17 protein-coding genes and 1 pseudogene are annotated in these 17599 nt (G+C 58.7%); 12 read left to right on the forward strand and 6 right to left on the reverse strand.

What is annotated here, in order from left to right; all coding sequences use genetic code 11:
* The first annotated feature begins 318 nt into the window (after positions 1-318).
* The 4 genes from ACVWYY_RS05490 to ACVWYY_RS05505 all read left to right on the forward strand — a co-directional run bounded on the left by ACVWYY_RS05490 (position 319) and on the right by ACVWYY_RS05505 (position 3736).
* A complete protein-coding gene (locus ACVWYY_RS05490; protein WP_457439818.1) occupies positions 319-525 on the forward strand; it encodes a hypothetical protein in 207 nt (68 codons plus the stop codon).
* A gap of 173 nt (positions 526-698) precedes the next feature.
* Positions 699-1565, forward strand: a complete 867-nt coding sequence (gene thiD, locus ACVWYY_RS05495) for a bifunctional hydroxymethylpyrimidine kinase/phosphomethylpyrimidine kinase (protein ID WP_414357609.1) — start codon at positions 699-701, stop codon at positions 1563-1565.
* A 26-nt stretch (positions 1566-1591) separates the two neighbouring features.
* A complete protein-coding gene (locus ACVWYY_RS05500; protein WP_457404364.1) occupies positions 1592-2158 on the forward strand; it encodes a GDYXXLXY domain-containing protein in 567 nt (188 codons plus the stop codon).
* A gap of 303 nt (positions 2159-2461) precedes the next feature.
* Positions 2462-3736 (forward strand): RNA-guided endonuclease InsQ/TnpB family protein, encoded by a 1275-nt coding sequence (locus ACVWYY_RS05505; RefSeq protein WP_457439820.1) that lies wholly within the window; start codon positions 2462-2464, stop codon positions 3734-3736.
* On the opposite strand, the gene ACVWYY_RS05510 is transcribed toward ACVWYY_RS05505, so the two are convergent.
* From ACVWYY_RS05510 to ACVWYY_RS05520, 3 genes are all read right to left on the reverse strand, one after another.
* Positions 3682-4377: an alpha/beta hydrolase gene (locus ACVWYY_RS05510; RefSeq protein WP_457403453.1), complete on the reverse strand. Its 696-nt coding sequence runs from the start codon at positions 4375-4377 to the stop codon at positions 3682-3684. The two genes, ACVWYY_RS05505 and ACVWYY_RS05510, sit on opposite strands and share 55 nt — an antisense overlap.
* A 39-nt stretch (positions 4378-4416) precedes the next feature.
* A complete protein-coding gene (gene hemF, locus ACVWYY_RS05515) occupies positions 4417-5430 on the reverse strand; it encodes an oxygen-dependent coproporphyrinogen oxidase (protein ID WP_457403460.1) in 1014 nt (337 codons plus the stop codon).
* Between the two features lie 146 nt (positions 5431-5576).
* Positions 5577-5819: a Ycf34 family protein gene (locus tag ACVWYY_RS05520; RefSeq protein ID WP_011434378.1), complete on the reverse strand. Its 243-nt coding sequence runs from the start codon at positions 5817-5819 to the stop codon at positions 5577-5579.
* Between the two features lie 214 nt (positions 5820-6033).
* Here ACVWYY_RS05520 and ACVWYY_RS05525 point away from each other — a divergent pair, with 214 nt between their 5' ends.
* The 4 genes from ACVWYY_RS05525 (at position 6034) to ACVWYY_RS05540 (ending at position 10992) form a co-directional block, all read left to right on the forward strand.
* A complete protein-coding gene (locus ACVWYY_RS05525) occupies positions 6034-6330 on the forward strand; it encodes a hypothetical protein (protein ID WP_011434379.1) in 297 nt (98 codons plus the stop codon).
* Between the two features lie 1054 nt (positions 6331-7384).
* Positions 7385-7954, forward strand: coding sequence for a phycobiliprotein lyase (locus ACVWYY_RS05530; RefSeq protein WP_011434381.1), 570 nt, complete (start codon positions 7385-7387; stop codon positions 7952-7954).
* 35 nt (positions 7955-7989) lie between these two features.
* Positions 7990-8679, forward strand: a complete 690-nt coding sequence (hypB, locus tag ACVWYY_RS05535) for a hydrogenase nickel incorporation protein HypB (protein WP_414343585.1) — start codon at positions 7990-7992, stop codon at positions 8677-8679.
* 426 nt (positions 8680-9105) lie between these two features.
* Entirely contained in the window at positions 9106-10992 is a 1887-nt protein-coding gene (locus tag ACVWYY_RS05540) for an AAA family ATPase (RefSeq protein WP_011434384.1), read from the forward strand.
* Between the two features lie 61 nt (positions 10993-11053).
* Here the strand turns inward: ACVWYY_RS05540 and glcD are convergent, their stop codons facing one another.
* The gene (gene glcD / locus ACVWYY_RS05545; protein ID WP_457393925.1) at positions 11054-12565 is read right to left on the reverse strand and encodes a glycolate oxidase subunit GlcD; all 1512 of its coding nucleotides are present in this window, start codon (positions 12563-12565) and stop codon (positions 11054-11056) included.
* Between the two features lie 72 nt (positions 12566-12637).
* Between glcD and ACVWYY_RS05550 the strand changes: the two genes are divergently transcribed.
* The 4 genes from ACVWYY_RS05550 (at position 12638) to ACVWYY_RS05565 (ending at position 15500) form a co-directional block, all read left to right on the forward strand.
* Positions 12638-13870, forward strand: coding sequence for a class I SAM-dependent methyltransferase (locus ACVWYY_RS05550; protein ID WP_457439824.1), 1233 nt, complete (start codon positions 12638-12640; stop codon positions 13868-13870).
* A gap of 128 nt (positions 13871-13998) precedes the next feature.
* Positions 13999-14199, forward strand: a complete 201-nt coding sequence (rpmI, locus tag ACVWYY_RS05555) for a 50S ribosomal protein L35 (RefSeq protein ID WP_011434387.1) — start codon at positions 13999-14001, stop codon at positions 14197-14199.
* A 133-nt stretch (positions 14200-14332) separates the two neighbouring features.
* Positions 14333-14689, forward strand: a complete 357-nt coding sequence (rplT, locus tag ACVWYY_RS05560) for a 50S ribosomal protein L20 (RefSeq protein WP_011434388.1) — start codon at positions 14333-14335, stop codon at positions 14687-14689.
* A gap of 79 nt (positions 14690-14768) precedes the next feature.
* The gene (locus tag ACVWYY_RS05565; RefSeq protein ID WP_414522463.1) at positions 14769-15500 is read left to right on the forward strand and encodes a transporter substrate-binding domain-containing protein; all 732 of its coding nucleotides are present in this window, start codon (positions 14769-14771) and stop codon (positions 15498-15500) included.
* Positions 15501-15560: 60 nt separating this feature from the next.
* Here ACVWYY_RS05565 and ACVWYY_RS05570 read toward each other — a convergent pair.
* Positions 15561-15744: pseudogene (locus ACVWYY_RS05570) on the reverse strand (hypothetical protein); the annotation flags it as partial.
* A 101-nt stretch (positions 15745-15845) separates the two neighbouring features.
* Positions 15846-17579, reverse strand: a complete 1734-nt coding sequence (gene purH, locus ACVWYY_RS05575; RefSeq protein WP_457403448.1) for a bifunctional phosphoribosylaminoimidazolecarboxamide formyltransferase/IMP cyclohydrolase — start codon at positions 17577-17579, stop codon at positions 15846-15848.
* Between the last annotated feature and the right edge of the window lie 20 nt (positions 17580-17599).

The raw sequence follows: 17599 nt of genomic DNA on the forward strand, positions 1-17599 counted from the left end.
CTTCTGCCATTTGTTTTCATCTAAAAAAACCAACTTCATCCTCTTTCCTCTATAAATTATTCTCTCTATCCTAACATAAGATCAACACGACCTAGGACACTGTACCCACAACTAAAACCTTGGTCGCGTCTTCGCGTCAGCGTTGCGGAGCAATAGCGTTGCGGAGCAATAATGCAGGGGCCCAAAAGGTTTTTCTCAGTAGCCCGGCTGTCTCAGCCTAATCTGAAAATACTACATTAGTTTATATTGTTGGATTCTTAGTGTTAGAAGTTATCGAAAGTAAGTCTGTTTCCTTGGCGAGATCAGTTCTCGACTCCTGTGAAGTTGCATTTGTTGCACCTATCTCTGCCGTTGAGCTCGCCTCTCTATGCCCCGCAACTGGAGCAATCCCTCTGTCAGCAAGTTGACCGGGAGCTGGGCCAGCGGGCTCGGCTTCTGCGCTGGAGCTTGACGGCGGTGGAGGGGGATAGAGCCTGGGTTGAGGTGGTCGCCACCACTGATGAGGGCTACTCGGATTTAGACTAGGACAACTCACTCTTAGTCAGCTTCTTGACAGACGTCTGCAAGAGTTTTCCCAATACCCCAGTGGTCTCAGACCAATCGAGAACCAACAGTTTCATTGCTACGTTAAAGAGATGGTTCATATTGATTGATGGAAATGGCTATCGGTACCCTTGCCCATTTTTGTCGTTTGGCCAATGTCTGTCTCTGCATCTGAACCAACTCCGGCTCCACTGCTGGCCGAGCAGCACCCCCCTGTCGCCCTCACCATCGCTGGATCCGACAGTGGTGGGGGAGCAGGGATCCAAGCGGATCTGCGCACCTTTGCTTTCCAACGGGTACACGGTACCTCTGCCCTGACCTGCGTGACCGCCCAGAATACCCTTGGGGTGAGCCGGGTCGATGCGCTGCCCCCCGAAGCCGTGGCCGCCCAAATTGAGGCCGTGGTGCAGGACATTGGGGTGCAAGGGATCAAGACGGGCATGTTGCTGAATGCCGAGATCGTGCTGGAGGTAGCCCGTCAGGTGGAGCGCTGGGCGTTGCGGCCTCTGGTGGTGGATCCGGTGATGGTGTCCCGCACGGGAGCAAAGTTGCTGGCAGATGAAGCCATTCAGGCCATCCGCGAGCGGCTGATCCCCTTGGCCCAGGTGCTGACCCCCAATCGCTATGAGGCGCAAATTTTAACGGGGCTGCAGCTGCAGTCCCTGGCGGATATGCAAACGGCGGCTCAGCAGATTCGCACCCTGGGCTGTGGAGCGGTGTTGGTCAAAGGTGGGGGTATGCCGGGGGAACTGCAGGGGGTGGATGTGTGGTTCGATGGCGAGCGACTGGAAGTGCTGAAAACAGAGCGGATCCCCACCCGCCACACCCACGGCACCGGCTGTACCCTCTCGGCGGCCATTGCAGCACAGATGGCCTGGGGCAGGGATCCCTTGGCGGCCACAGTGGCGGCCAAAGCCTATGTAACAGAAGCGCTGCGACATCCTTTGGCCATCGGGTCAGGTCAGGGGCCAGTGGGGCACTTCTACCCGCTTCTGTCCGGGATTGGCAAACCTGTGCCATAAGAGAGAGGTCACTCTCTCTGGCTGCTATGGCTAGCCCGTCGAATCTTTCTCAGAAGGGATCCCTGCCCAAATGGCGGTTTTGGCTACCCCTACTGCTGCAGCTGGGTATCGTTCTGCTGATACCGGCTCGGCAAGCGCTGACCCTCGCTGTCGGAACCACGATCTACCTGCAAACGGCCCCCGTGGATCCCTATGACCTTTTGCGGGGCCGGTACGTGGCCTTGGGCTACGTCGTCGGTCGACGCTCCACCCTAGAGCAACTGCCGGGTTGGTCACCTGAATTGGAGACCCCAGGGATCCTTTATCTGCGCTTGGCTCCCCCCGCAGGGGATCCCACTCAACCTTGGCGAGCAATCGGTGTCAGCCGGGAGATGCCCAAAGATTTGCAGCCTGAAGAGAAAGTGCTGCGAGGCTGGTTTGACGGGCAGCAGCTCAAGTTGGGAACCGAAGAATTTTTTATTCCCGAAGCGATTGGAGATGCCTGGGAAGAGGATATTCGGCGTTACCCTGAAGCCACGCGGGCAGAAGTGAAAGTGGATCCCTGGGGCAAGGCAGCATTGGTCGGCCTCTGGGTAGGGGAGCATCGGTACTAAGTGCTCATTCTGCCCGGCTTTAACGCTTTAACAATTAATCACCATATTCTGACATCCGAACCCGAAGGAGAGCCGGAAAACTGAATGGGGCAGGGATCCCTATCACTTGCCCCTCGAAACCCTGAAGATGGCGAGAACCGGAGCTGTGCCATTGAGGAGCTTGCTAAGTGCTGCACAGCCTTGCTCAACACCTGAATTAGGGTCATCCCAATTGGGTCAAACTTCTTCAGCTAGAAATCGCAGGAGCCCCGCACTGTACCCGTAGGGTCAGTGCCGGGAGGAATGCGAGGTTACAATAGAACCATGACCCAAGTCCTGACCGTATCCTGCAAGCTCAAGGTGTCCCCGTCGCAAGCCGCCAAATTGGACGCGACTTTGGAGGCTTTTGGCCAAGCCTTGAATTGGGTCAACCAGAACACGCCGGAGAAAGTCGCCAACGCCGTTAAGCTCCAGTCTCTGTGCTACCGCGAAATCCGTGCCCGGTTCGGCTTGTCCAGTAACTTGGCTCAGCAGGTCTGCAGGCGGCTGGCCGGCGCCCGTAAAGTTGCCCAACAGAAAAACCGCCCCGTCAAAGCGTTCAAAGGAGACTTCGCTACCTACGACGCTCGTATCTTTTCGTTCCGCGAGAAAGACTGGACGGTGTCGCTGACCACGGTGGAGGGTCGGGAGCGCTTTGAGCTGGCGATTGGCCGCTACCAGAGAGAACGGCTGGCGGGCTCCAATCCCAAATCTGCCACTCTGGTCAAGCGTAAAGACGGCTCCTACTCTATTCAAATCTGTGTGGAAACGGAGCCATCCCCACCGCAACGCACGGGTAGAGTGCTGGGGGTGGACTTGGGAAGGACAGATATTGCCCATACGTCAGAGGGTGATAACTGGAATGGACAGCAGTTGAACAAAGTCCGAGACCACTACTCTCGATTGAGGGCGGCACTCCAACGCAAAGCCAGTAAGGGCACACGCAGTTCGCGGCGCAGATGCCGTCAACTGCTGCAACGGCTGTCTGGCAAGGAAAGACGCTTTCAGTCGCGTCAGCGTTGCGTAGCAAAAACGTGGGTCAATCATCGCATCTCTAAAGCTATTGTCTCTAGGGCAAAAGCTACCAACAGCGCTATCGCCCTGGAAGACCTGACAGGGATCCGGGAGCGCATCAACCAACAACCCCGCAGTAAAACTGAACGGCGCAGGGCCAACAGTTGGGCGTTTTATCAACTCCGTCAATTTTTGGAGTACAAGGCTCTGCGTGCAGGGGTTGCTTTGATTCTGGTGCCGCCTGCCTACACGTCGCAGACCTGCCACCGGTGTTTGCACATTCATCCCGACCCTGCGCAATCCTACCGCAGTGGAAAGAAGTTTAAGTGTGGACACTGTGGATGGGAAGGGGATGCGGATTTGAATGGTGCGAATGTGATTGCGCTTTTTGGGGCTGCTGTAAACCAGCCTAGAGGTTCGTGGTTGGCTTGCCAACTGCAGGGCTACCGAAAGCCCGCTCCGTACCGCTTTAGCGGTCGGAGTCGGGTAGTTTACGTTTTCACTTCCGAATCTCTCCTATCCAACAGGTTTTGCAACCACACCTGAATATCCCGCAGGCTCTCCGGGGAAACTTCATGGCCCATCTCGTACTCGCGATAGGTGAAGTTCAGTGGCAGCGGGGCAAAATAATCCCTGATCTGGCGGCCAAAAGCAATCGGCAAAACAGCATCAGCAGTGCCATGAACCACCAGGATGGCCAGGTGTTTCATCCGCTCCGGCTCCACCGCCTCGGCCAGGATCTCTGGAGATAGGCGCCCACTCATTGCCACCACCCCCGCCAGCTTCTCCGGCTGGGTCAGAGCCAAGTACAGGCTCATGATCGCCCCCTGGCTAAACCCCAGCAAATACACCTGCCTGGGATCCAAGGCAATATCCGGGATCCCATTGGGCAGCGCCTGTTCCAGAAAGCGGCTCAGGAGCTTGAGGCTATTGCGCGCTTGCTGGGGATCCCCCACCAGCCCTTCTGGCGTCCAGGCCATTTCAAACCAGGCAAACCCGCCCACACTCCAAGGAATAGGGGCTCTCAAGCTAATCACCGCCAACCGGGGATCCAGATAGGGGGCCAACTGGAACAAATCCCCCTCGTGGCTGCCGATCCCGTGCAGCATCACCAACACAGGTGCGGATCCCAAGCCGACCTGTCGAGGCGGCTGAAAGCGGTAGGTGAGGGGCAAAGAAGAAGGCACGCAGCGGATCCTCAAAGGCGGAGACAAGGTATGGCCGGCCTACGCCCAATCCTGGGGCTGGCGAAGCACCTGATGGAGCTTGGCTTCCCACGTGTCCGGTTGCGGCTCGTAGCCATATTCCCAGCGCACCAATGGCGGCAAAGACATCAAGATCGACTCGGTGCGGCCCTGGGTCTGGAGTCCAAAGATCGTGCCGCGGTCATAGACCAAGTTGAACTCCACGTAACGCCCGCGACGATAGAGCTGGAATTGCCGTTCTCGCTCTCCCCATTCCATCCCCTGCCGCCGCTCCACAATCGGCGCATAGGCCGGCAAGAAGGCTTCGCCACAGGCTTGCACCAACTCGAAAAGATGTTCCCAACTGCGGGATCCCACCCGCACCTGTAACGATGGTGGCTCAGAAGCCAGTTGTTCGGGATCCCCTTCCGCCTGGCCTTCAGGCCGATAGAGCAGCCCAGGGCGTTCATCCTGATAGTCGAAGAAAATGCCGCCAACGCCGCGCGCCTCGCCGCGATGAGGTAGGAAAAAGTAGCGATCGCACCAGATCTTGAAAACTGGGTAGTAGACGGGATCCAAGCGGTCACAGGCTGCCTTGAGGGTGCGGTGAAAATGGGCCGCATCCTCCTCAAACAGGTAATAGGGGGTGAGATCCATCCCGCCCCCAAACCACCAAACCGGCCCCGCCTCGAAATAGCGATAGTTCAGGTGTACCGTCGGCACATAGGGGTTGCGAGGATGCAACACCATAGAGGTGCCTGTGGCGTAGAAAGGATGCCCTGCCGCTTCTGGACGCTGTTTCAGAATCGAAGGGGGCAGATGGGATCCGAACACCTCGGAAAAATTGACTCCCCCCTGCTCAAACACGTCTCCCTGCTGAATGACCCGCGAGCGCCCGCCCCCTCCTCCAGGGCGTTCCCAACGGTCTTCCCGAAACTTGGCTTTTCCGTCTAGGGCCTCCAGACGGGCACAGATGTCATCTTGTAGGCGCTGCATGAATTGGCTCACCTGTTGACGGGCATCCACTGGCAGCGCTGTAGGGCTTGAGGCCAGCATCATAGTCTTCCAATCTCTCGAAACTCGACAAAAACCTCTCCAGCCCCCATCAAACCTCTCAGACTGGGAGAGCCGAACTGCCAAACTGAAGAGTTCTAACCTGGCCGGGCAAGAAACTCCCTGGAAATCCAGGCCGCTCTTGGATCTTACGTGGGAACCGCCTCATAGGGACGAAGTCGCGCCCACTTGTTCCGTTCCTCGCGAAAGCTCTGGCAGCCCACCACATCCCATTCCATCTCGGTGCCCCCATTGCGGATATTGACATTGATCTGGGGGCCCTGCGGCTCAAAATCCGGCGTCAGTGTGAGATGAGGTTGCTGATGCTGCGCTTCCACGGCATGGTAGGTGGTACAGCGATCCACGTAGTAGCAGTGAATACAAATACACATGGCTGCTGCCTGCAAGAAACGGTTCCCAATCTTGAGGGTAGCATCCTGCCTCCTTCCAGACGGCGGATCCCCTCTTTCTCAGCCGATTCTTGAGATATTTCTTAGCAAAGAGAGGCATCTCCTCGTCTCTCGTCTAAAATCTCGACATATTTCTCAGGATGGGGCTTGATCTGTCCTTAGGATCGAACCATCCAGGCTATCCAGAGGAACTGCCATGAACACCCACACCCGCTACCGCTTCACCTGCACCCTCTCCTTTGGAGATATCTACGGCCAGATCATCGTTTGGCTGATTGTCATCTTTGCCAGCTTGGCCGCTGCCCTCTCCCTGATGAATAGCCCCCTCTACGCTTTTCTCACCATTGCTCTGATTTTGGTGATCTCCCTGCCTTTCCTGCTCTTCGCCTTCGTGACCACCCTGCTCAATCACATCGAGTTTGCCGTTGTCCCTCCTGAGGAAGAGGAAAATCGCGCTGCTGCTGCCGCTAAGTCGCCCGTGGCCGTCAGTTAGAAACAACTGGCAGTCGGTTGGCGCTTGTCGGATGGATCCCTTGCCCCAAAGACACCTGTGCTGAGTTAAAAAAACCTTGGCTCTCTTGGTCTAGCGCTTGAGTTGGCCCCTGCAAGGCGAGCAAGCGGGTAGCCTTTTATTGGCATTTTATTGGCAATTGTTTTACCAAAGAATTGGGTCTAAAGCCCTGCCGTTCACGGCAGCTTTTGTGCTGTACTCTAGACCAGTAGTAGAGTAGTCAACCACTTAAAAAACCCGGTAGCCCGGCGACTACGCAAGCAACCTAAATAGGTTTTGCCCTTTCTCTTCAACGGTACTTAGGGCAGAAGGGAACTGCCCCGCTTGGGGAGATGGGCACCGCTGTCGTAAAGGGGCAACCCGATACGGCAAGTGCTGTCTTGGAACCAAGAGCCAGAATCCTCTGCCTTTGGGCAGGGGAGTATGGTGACATCCTCCCGGCGCTCGTCCTGTGGACAGAGCGCGGGCCACCCTTCCCGTCAGCAGGACGGAGTCCTTACCTCGCGGTCGGGCATTCCTGCCCCACGCCACTTGTCTGGGTCTACAACCCCCGACAGACCGACTGAACAGGCAGTTTCCCTTCCCCAGCCTCCCTGGCTACTGCCAGCTTGCAAAACAAGTCTAATCCCAGGGAACGGTGCATCGGCAGACAGGATGGACTCCTGCACCCAGGAACCCCTGTCCACCGGCCAAGAGCAAGATGCTATCCACTCGTTGATTTCCGGCAAAGTGTAGTTGTATACGTCCTGGCCAATCTCCAGCCACGCCAACAGCAAGGCCTCCGTCCCGCTGACGCGAGCGGCTTGTTGGGAGGCATCTGGATCAATCCGGTGCTTGTAGGTTACACCAGCATAAGTAGGTTTTGCTACAGATTTCGCTCAGGGGTATGGTGGGGATCCCTGTATCCCGGTGCTTACCCTGCGGGTAGAGCGCAGGACTGATTGCCCCCGCACCACCGTTAGCTAAATCGTTGAGTTGCTCTGCAAGCTAAGATCGGCAAACCCTGTTCCATCGATGAGGATCCGCGTCGGCCATGATGACCGTAATGGAGTTTTTCGCCCTCAGTGCTGGGGAGTGGATGTGCCAACGCACCAGCCATCACTTGGCTTTTCGCCGCTCTGAGGGTGGGAGGTCGCGGCTACAAATTGCCACCCTTGCGGCAACCGATCCAGCAGTCATCCGGGTTTGCGAGTTGTTCAGGGTGGATCCCCGACGAGCTGTGGGAGCAGCGCGGGTGCGGTGGGATGGCGAGCAGGAGTGGGACAACGAAGAGTACAAGGGAGACGTGGTGCTGGTACCTATCCCCGATGAGACCGATCCCATGCGCGGGCAGTTGCTGCGGGATCAGGGCTACGCTGAGAAAGTACCGGTGGCCGGTACCTATGTCATGGGATCCGATGGCGCCCTTACCCTTTACACCCAGTATGAGATGACTGAGTCGGAAGAGCGCATTTGGTTTGCCAGCCCCAACTTGCGCCTGCGGGCCAGCACTGTCAAGCGGTTCGGTGGCTTCAGCATGGCTTCTTTCTGCTCCGAGGTGCGTAAACTCTCCGTCGGCCCTTCTCCCACCCCTACGGTGGCCGAATCCAGCTCTTTCCGCAGCTAGAGCGTTTTCTCCTCAACCGCAACACGGGTTGTGCCATGCACCAAGTCTTGGATCTGGGGATTAACCTGCTCCACGCCAATCAACACCAGGCCGACCACAACCGGGAGCATTTTGATGCCTGGGGAGTAACCTGTCTGAACCTCATGAGCGCGCCGGGGGCGGGTAAGACGTCTTTGCTGGAGAAAACCGTGGTCGCTCTTGCTGGCTCGCTGCGCCTGGCGGTGATCGAGGGAGACATGACGACCCAACTGGACGCGGAGCGGTTGCGTCGCTACGGGATCCCGGTGATTGCCATCAACACGGGGCGGGCCTGTCATTTGGATGCGGCCATGGTGGCCGGGGGCTTGCAGCAATTGGAAGCACTGCTGGATCCCCAACAACTGGATTTGCTGCTGGTGGAAAATGTCGGCAACTTGGTCTGCCCGGCGGAGTTTGAGGTGGGGGAACACGCCAAGGTAGCACTGCTCAGCGTCACAGAAGGGGAAGACAAGCCTCTCAAGTACCCAATCATGTTTCGAGAGGCGGATTGTCTGCTGATCACCAAAGTGGATCTGGTTCCTGTGTTGGAGGTGGATTTGGATCGGATCCAGGCCAATATCCGCGAGATCAACCCTTCTGTGCCGATTTTTTGTCTTTCTGCCAAGACGGGTGACGGGCTGGAGCCCTGGCTGGGCTGGATCCGAGAGCAGATTCTCCTGGCCCAACACCGACGGCAGCCGCAGTGAAGGGTATCATACTGAGCATCTAGCCGTGGAACTGATACATTTACGCTGAACACTGCTGAACATCACTGTTCAACTATGCAGCGATAGCATTCTGTTTGTTTCCATTCGCGTTAGCGGGACGGAGTCCAAACAGAATGGCGGTATCCCGCAAAGCTTTGAGTAGAATACCCAAAGCGCAGTTTCCGTGTCGTCTTACTACCAATTTTCTGCTTTGCTTTGGCTACCATGTTGGCAGACTCGAAAGTAAACAGAAAGATCAACTGGTAGTAATCCGTACTGAACATATTATACATTATTTTCAGTATAGTTGAGCTTATTATTGACTAGAGTCATGCTCTCCTCACCTGAGCTGGCCAGGCAGGGGATGAGTTAGCACCTCTGGCGGGTCAATTTGCAGATAACTTGTGTGGATGGAAAATCCCGGCTATGGCCAATTTAAGTGACTTTGTACAGGGCATTGAGCAGTTGATCGAGCTGGCTCAGAAGCTGGACGAGAAAAAGCAAAGTGGAGAGCTGCGAACCGAAGTCCGCATCCAGGCCCGTCCTCTGGGCAGTTCTATTCCCCCTTCCGGCTCCATCCCCCGCCGCCGCAGCCCTGCCCAAACGGGGGATCCCCCCTGGAGCAGCGAGCCCCAAGTGATGTCTGCGGTTCGCTTCCAGGAACCGTCCAAGGCCGCTGTGCCCGACCCGCCAGCAACTTCTGCCGACCGCCCAGAGTCTTGGGCTGGGCCACGCCTCAAGGATGTGGGGGGACTGAGGGAACAGCTCCAAGCGCTGCGGGAGATGGTGGAGATCCCCCTCAAGCGGCCCGATCTGCTGGCCAAGCTGGGGTTGGATCCGCCCCGCGGCGTGTTGTTGGTAGGCCCCCCCGGCACCGGCAAAACCCTGACGGCCCGCGCCCTGGCCGAGAGCCTGGGGGTGAACTACATCGCCATTGTCGGCCCGGAGCTGATCGGCAAGTACTACGGCGAGGCGGAGGCGCGCCTGCGGCAACTGTTTGAAAAGGCAGCCAAATCGGCTCCCTGTCTGGTGTTTATTGACGAAATCGATGCCCTAGTGCCCAACCGCGCCACTGTCGAGGGGGAGGTGGAAAAACGCCTGGTGGCCCAGATGCTGGGGCTGATGGACGGGTTTGTGGCCCAAAAGGGGATCGTGGTGCTGGCAGCCACCAACCGGCCTGAGGCTCTGGATCCGGCTCTGCGGCGACCGGGGCGCTTTGATCGGGAGGTGATCTTCAAGGTGCCGGACCGGGAGGGGCGGCGGGAGATCCTGGCCATCCACACCCGCGGCATGCCCTTGGCGGAGGATGTGGATCTGGACAGCCTGGCGGATCAGACGCTGGGCTTTGTGGGGGCAGATCTGCGGGGCCTGTGCCAGGCAGCAGCCTATGCGGCTTTGCGGCGGCAGGTGCCCGATTTGGGATCCCCCATCCCCGAGTCCCTGACGGTAACCGCAGCGGATTTTCAACAGGCTCTGCAACAGGTGAAGCCGGCGGTGCTGCGCTCGGTGGAGATTGAATCCCCGCAGGTGAGCTGGGATCAAATTGGCGGCCTGGAGCACGCCAAGCAGATTTTGCAAGAGGCCATCGAGGGATCCCTGCTGCACCCTGAGTTGTACGAGCAGGCTCAGGCCCAAGCGCCCAAGGGCATCCTCCTCAGCGGCCCCCCTGGCACTGGCAAAACCCTGTTGGCCAAAGCCATCGCTTCCCAGGCCAAGGCTAACTTCATTGCCGTCTCCGGCCCGGAGCTCTTGAGCAAATGGGTGGGATCCTCCGAGCAGGCGGTACGGGAACTTTTTGCCCGCGCCCGCCAATGCGCCCCCTGTGTCATCTTCATCGACGAGATCGACACCCTCGCCCCGGCGCGGGGAAGCTACTCCGGGGATAGTGGGGTCAGCGACCGCGTTCTGGGGCAGCTGCTGGCAGAGCTGGACGGGATCCGCCCCAGCCAGGGGGTGTTGGTGGTGGCCGCCACCAACCGCAAAGCCAGTTTGGATCCCGCCCTCACCCGGGCCGGCAGGTTGGAGCTGCACCTGAGCGTGGAGCTGCCGGATCGCAGCGGGCGACGGGAAATTTTGGCCGTTCACAACCGCAAGCGTCCCCTGGGGCCTGATGTGGACTTACAGGGGTGGGCCGAGCAGACCGAAGGTTGGAGTGGTGCCGACCTGGCCCTGCTCAGCAACCGCGCCGCCATTGCCGCCATCCGCCGCCACCGCGCCACTTCCGAGACGGTGGATGCCAAAACCCTGGTCATCCAACAGGAAGACTTCTGTCGAGCCTTTGCCGAGCTGCAGCAGCAACGCCAAGCCGGCTGATCCCAGCCTGAGGGCTATTCCCATCACGCCAGCGGTTCGGAGCACCTTCAAACTTTCAAAATCAAAAGACTGGGATCCCTTGCCATTCTGGTTGGCTGTGGGCGTGGGCTGACTCACCGCAGGTGCGGGGGGTGGGAAAGATCTTGCCGGGGTTGGCGATGTGCTGGGGGTCAAACACCTGCCGCACCCATTGCATGCTCTCCAAATCCGCAGGCGTAAACATTTCCGGCATGTAGCAGCGTTTGTCTGCCCCGATGCCATGTTCGCCGGAGATGCTGCCCCCCAAGCGCACGCAGAGCTTAAGGATCTCGCCCCCCAGTTTCTCCACCTGCTCCAGGGATCCCGGCACCGACTCGTCGTAGAGGATCAAGGGGTGCAGATTGCCGTCGCCAGCGTGAAACACATTGGCCACTGGATAACCGTACTCACGGCTGAGGCGCTCGATTTCCTTCAAGACAAAGGCTAGCTGGCTGCGGGGGATCACCCCATCCTGAACATAGTAGTTGGGGCTGAGCTTGCCCATGGCGGCAAATGCTGCCTTACGTCCTTTCCACACCCGCGCCCGCTCTTCCGGGTCGGATGCAACTTGCACCTGTCGCGCCCCATTTTTGAAGCACAGCGCCCTCACCTGCTGGCCGGCTTCTTCCACCTCCAGTTCCAGCCCATCCACCTCCACCAACAAAATGGCCGCCGCATCCCGCGGATAGTAGCCCAACTGCACCACATCCTCCACGGCATTGATGCTGAAGTTGTCCATAATCTCCAGGCCGGCGGGGATGATCCCGGCAGCAATGATGTCGGAGACGGTGGATCCCGCCGCTTCCACACTGTCAAAGTCTGCCAGCAAAACCTGCACTTGAGCCGGGGCCTTGAGCAAGCGCAGGGTAATCTCGGTGGCAATGCCCAGGGTGCCCTCGGATCCCACAAACAGCCCCACCCAGTCGTAGCCGGGCATCTCCGGGATCTTGCCTCCCCAGCACACCACCTCCCCATCCGGCAGCACCACCGTCAGGCCGAGAATGTGGTTGGCTGTTACGCCGTACTTGAGGCAGTGGACACCGCCGGAGTTCTCCGCCACATTACCTCCGATGGAGCAAACCGACTGGCTAGAGGGATCCGGCGCATAAAAGTAGCCTTGGGCGGCAACGGCCTGGGTAATCCAAGTGTTAATAACCCCCGGCTGCACCACCATGCAGCGGTTGTCCAGATCGATTTCCAGGATCTGCTTCATCAGGGTGGTGGCAATGACGACGCTATTTTCCACCGGCAGGGCCCCCCCCGATAGCCCAGTACCGGATCCCCGCGCCACGAAGGGCACCTGGTAGCGGCTGCACAGCTTCACCACCTGCGCTACCTCTTCTGTTGTGCGGGGCAGCACCACCAGCGCCGGCCTTTGCCGGTAGCTGACCAGCCCATCGCATTCGTAAACCAGCAGCTCCTCCGGCTTGCTGATCACCCGCTTGGGATCCAAAATCTTTTTGAGCTCAGCCGTCAGCCTAATCCAGTCGAAGGTGAGGCCGGTTTGCAGAGGATGAGAAGAAGTTTTTGCGCTGGCAGTGCGAAGCACTTTCATAACAGTAGGCTCAGCAGGAGTTTGGGAGGGGGATATTGTCACTATAGTCTTGCTGGCTCCAACAGATAGTCCATGCAGCCCAACTCCCCCAGCGCCGAACAAGTCCTCAACCAAGTGCGGCAGCTCTACGAGCTCTACCCCTTCCCCCCGCAGCCCGTCGGCACTGTTCCCCCGCCAGGGTGGAATTGGCGCTGGAGCTGGCCCCAGGCCCATGCCTTTTGTACGGGATCCCATCCGGGTCGGCGCAAGGTGCGCATTCTGGATGCGGGCTGTGGCTCGGGAGTGGGAACAGAATACATTGCCCACCAAAACCCCAACGCAGAAATTTGGGCCTTTGATCTGAGCAGCCGCGCCCTGGAGATTGCCGAGGCCCGTTGTCGGGCTTCCCAGGCACCGCCGGTGCAGTTTCGCCAGCTCAACGTCTACGACATCGACCAGCTGCCGGGGCAGTTTGACTTCATCAACTGCGTGGGCGTGCTCCACCACCTGCCCGATCCGCTAGCGGGGCTGCAGGCTTTGGCCGGCAAATTGGCTCCCGGCGGGCTCTTGCACCTGTTTGTGTATGGTGAGCTGGGCCGCCACGAAATCCGCCTCATGCAAAAGGCCATCCGCCTGCTGGTAACGGGTTCTGAACACCAAACCCTCGCCTCGGCGGAGCAATTGCAGAGGGGTCTCCAGGTGGGCCGCCGCCTTTTCGAGATCTTGCCGGAAACCAACCGCATCCAGCAGCAAGAACGGGCCCGCTGGGCCATCGAGAACGTGGACGACGAATGCTTCGCCGATATGTACCTGCACCCCCAGGAAGTGGACTACACCATCGAGACTCTGTTTGAATTAATCCGGGCTTCCGGACTGCAGTTTCTGCGCTTTTCCAACCCGGAGTTTTGGCGGCTGGAACGGGTGTTGGGCCAGGATGAAGCGCTGTTGGCGCAAGCTGCTCAACTGCCAGAGCCGGAACGCTATCGCTTGATCGAGCTGCTGGATCCGGTGGTGGCCCACTACGAGCTGTTTCTCGGTAAGCCCCCCATCCGCCGCTGGGAATGGACAAGCCCGGAAAGTGTAGCATCAGCCATTGCCCACCTCAGCCCCTGTCTGGGCCTGTGGCCGGGGCGGAGCATTTTCAACTACGCCTACGAAGCCATCTCCCTGAGCGAAGAAGCCTTCGCCTTTCTCCAACAGGTGGACGGGATCCGCACCGTCCAAGAGATCCAGGCTGGCCTAGAGTGCCCCCTGAGCTTTGAGCAACTGCAACGCTTGCTGCGCTGGCAAGTGCTGCTGCTGGAGCCTCAAAACTCAGTCTCCTGAGAGTTTCTCGACCCCTTTCCCTTGCCTCAGCGGGACGAACCTTGGCATTTGCCCTCTTGTTCTTCTATGGCTTATCCTAGAAAGCTGTGACCTTTAGCTCTGGCCCCGCATATTCTGGGGTTGTCATCATGCCCAAAATCAAAACCCGCAAGGCAGCAGCCAAGCGCTTCCGCCTGACCGGCAGCGGCAAGTTTATGCGTCGCAGGGCCGGGCACAACCACTTGCTGGAGCACAAAACCAGCAAGCGCAAACGCAAATTGGCCGGTGTGGCCCTGGTGGACAAGCGGGATGTGGTCAATGTGCGCCTGATGTTGCCCAACACCCACTAGCCGGGATCCCGCTCGCGCCGGCAAGAAGATTTCAGGGGCTGGCATTGGCGACAGCAGTTCCGATCCCGTTAGCAGGACGGAGTGCTTCTACCCTTCAGTTTGAGTTTGTTCAAGTTCCTATTGAGTTACTGCCATGAGAGTCAAACGGGGCAATGTCGCCCGCAAGCGCCGCAAAAAGATCCTCAAGCTGGCCAAAGGCTTTCGGGGAGCTGGTTCAAAGCTGTTCCGCACCGCCAACCAGCAGGTGATGAAGGCTTTGCGCAGCGCCTACCGGGATCGCCGCCGCAAGAAGCGGGACTTTCGTCGCCTATGGATTACCCGCATCAACGCGGCCACCCGTGCCCAGGGCCTGCGTTACCACGAGTTCATCGATGGTCTCAAAAAAGCCAATATCCAGCTCAACCGCAAAATGTTGGCCCGCTTGGCTTTCCTGGATCCAGAGGCCTTTACCCAGGTGGTGGAGGCAGCGCGCCAGTCTCGCGCCTCCTGAGGAGGTTCCGACGGCTATCCAGAAGTCCTTCCTGGCAGCCATTCTGGCCCTCGCCTGCCTGGGGGGAGGGATCCCTACTGTGGCTCGTCCTTGGCCGGAGATTGTGGATTCTGGACGGCTGCGCGTTGCCATAAAAGACAACTTGAGGCCGCTGGGGTTTCGCACTCCCCAAGGGGATCTGCAGGGGTTTGAGATCGAGCTGGCTTGTGAGCTGGGATCCCGGCTGTTGGGCTCGGCAGAGGCTGTGGAGTTGGTGCCGGTCTCGAATGTAGAGCGGCTGCAGGTGCTGGCTGACGGCCAGGTGGATTTGGCCATTGCTCAGATCGGCATTACCCCGGATCGGGCGCGCCAGGTGGAGTTCACTTCTGCTTACTATCAGGATGGCCCCAGCTTGGTTGTGGCTCGTTCCCACAACTGGGAAAGCTGGTCGGACTTGCGGGGCGGTCGCGTTGCAGTCTTGCGCGGTTCCAGCGCCATTCCCCTGCTGAATCGATACCTGCCAGGGGTGGAGTTGGTGCCTGTCGATTCCTACCGAGAAGGGGCGGAACTGCTCCTGAAAGGGGCGGTGCAGGGGTGGGCAGCAGATCGCTCGGTGCTGGCAGGGTGGCTAGCAGAGCATCCCCGTCGCGAAAGCGCTGCGGAGCCACAGTTTCAATTTCTGGGATCCCCCTTGGCAACGGTGGGGCTGGGCATTGCCATGCCCAAGGGGCTGCAGCACGCCGAATTGCGGCTGCGGGTGCGCCGAGAACTGGAGAATTTGCGGGCTGAGGGCTGGCTGGCAGAGCGGGCCAGAGCCTGGGGGTTGCCCTAAAGTTGAGGATACTCCCTACTGATACATTTACGCTGAACACTGCTGAACATCACTGTTCAACTATGCAGCGATAGCATTCTGTTTGTTTCCAAACAGAATGGCGGTATCCCGCAAAGCTTTGAGTAGAATACCCAAAGCGCAGTTTCCGTGTCGTCTTACTACCAATTTTCTGCTTTGCTTTGGCTACCATGTTGGCAGACTCGAAGGTAAACAGAAAGATCAACTGGTAGTAATCCGTACTGAACATATTATACATTATTTTCAGTATAGTTGAGCTTATTATTGACTAGAGTCATGCTCTTTGTCTCTCTTGGGAAGATTTCTCTCTTGAGCAGAAAGGCGGGCTCAGTGCAGAAAGTGACGTATGCCGGTGCAAACCATGGCAATACCGGCAGCGTTGGCAGCAGCAATGGAATCGGCATCGCGGATGCTCCCCCCCGGCTGGATGATGGCGCGGATCCCTGCTTGGGCAGCCATCTCCACGCTGTCGGCAAAGGGGAAGAAGCCATCGCTGGCCAAAACAGCTCCTGCTGCTTGGGATCCCGCCTGGTGGAGAGCGATCTCCGCTGCTCCCACCCGATTCATTTGTCCGGCTCCGACGCCGAGCGTCTGCCTCTGCTTGGCGACGACAATGGCGTTGGATTTCACATGTTTGCAGACTATCCAGGCAAATTCCAGATCCGCCCACTCCTCCGGTGTGGGCTGGCGCTGGGTGACCACTTGCCAAGAAGGGGGGCTGTCGGTTTGCGTCGGTTCCTGGTCGCGACAGCGTTGCAGAGCAACAGGTGAATCGGCGTCTTGCACCAGAAAGCCCCCGGCCAGGGTGCGGATTGTTTGGGCAGGCCCCACGCACAAGTCCGGCAAGATCAAGACCCGCAAGTTCTTTTTGACTGACAGTAGCTCAGCCGCTTCTGGAGTGCAATCGGGAGCCACCACACACTCCAAAAAAGGCTCCACCAGCCGTCGGGCGGTCTCTGCGTCCAAGGGTTGGTTGAGGGCGACGATGCCCCCAAAGGCCGAAACTGGATCAGCAGCCAGGGCAGCCTCGAGGGCGGCAGCCGGCGATGGGCGAATGGCCACCCCGCAGGGGTTGTTGTGCTTAACCACCACCGCCACCGCTTGTTCAGGTTGCAAGAACTCCCTCCGAGCAGAGCCAGAAGACACAGAGCCCTTCCCGTCAGTGGGCCGCGTCGCATCAGCATTGCGGAGTAACAAGGTTAACTCTGCCGCCAGGGCACGGGCCGCCTCCAGATCCAGCAGGTTGTTGTAGCTCAGCTCCTTCCCCTGCAACTGCTTAGCCCGGTGCCAGCCGGGGGCAGCCGGATCCGTCACATACCAAGTGGCAGCTTGATGGGGATTTTCCCCGTAGCGCAGGCGTTGCCACAGGATCCCTTGCAGTTGAAACCTGTCTTCAGCGGCAGCTGCGGAGGACTGGGAGGGACCTGCTAGCTCCAGGCGAGCCAGGTAGGTGACGATGGCGCGGTCGTAGGCCAGCACCTGCTCAAAGGCCCGACGAGCACACTGGAAGCGAAACGCCAGCCGCTCTGTTTCCCCATAGGCCCCGGAGAGCAGTTGCAAATACTGGGGGTACTGGCTGGGATCCGTCAGCACCGTAACGTAGGGATAATTTTTGGCTGCCGCCCGCGCCAAAGTGGGCCCGCCGATATCGATCTGCTCAAAAGCTTCCTCCAGAGACACTCCTGCCTGGGCCACTGTCTGTTCAAAAGGGTAGAAGTTGACCACCACCAGTTGGATGGGAGGGATCCCCAGCGCCTCTAGGTCTGCCCGGTCTTCGCTGCATTCCAGGCGGGCCAAAATGCCGCCGTGGATGCGGGGGTGCAGCGTCTTCACCCTTCCCCCCAAGATTTCCGGCGCGCCAGTGTGGGCAGAGACAGGGGTGACCGGGATCCCAGCTTCTGAGAGCGCCTTGGCGGTTCCCCCACTGCTGAGCAGTTGAAAGCCATGCTCTTGCACGAGGGACTGGGCCAGCGGGATCAGTCCGGTTTTGTCGGATACACTCAACAAAGCCAACGGTACAGAATCCTGTTCGCGACAGCGTTGCGCAGTAGCAAGGGGCATTGGAGGCGTTATCCAGTAGA

It is taken from the genome of Thermostichus sp. MS-CIW-34, from assembly GCF_054060435.1.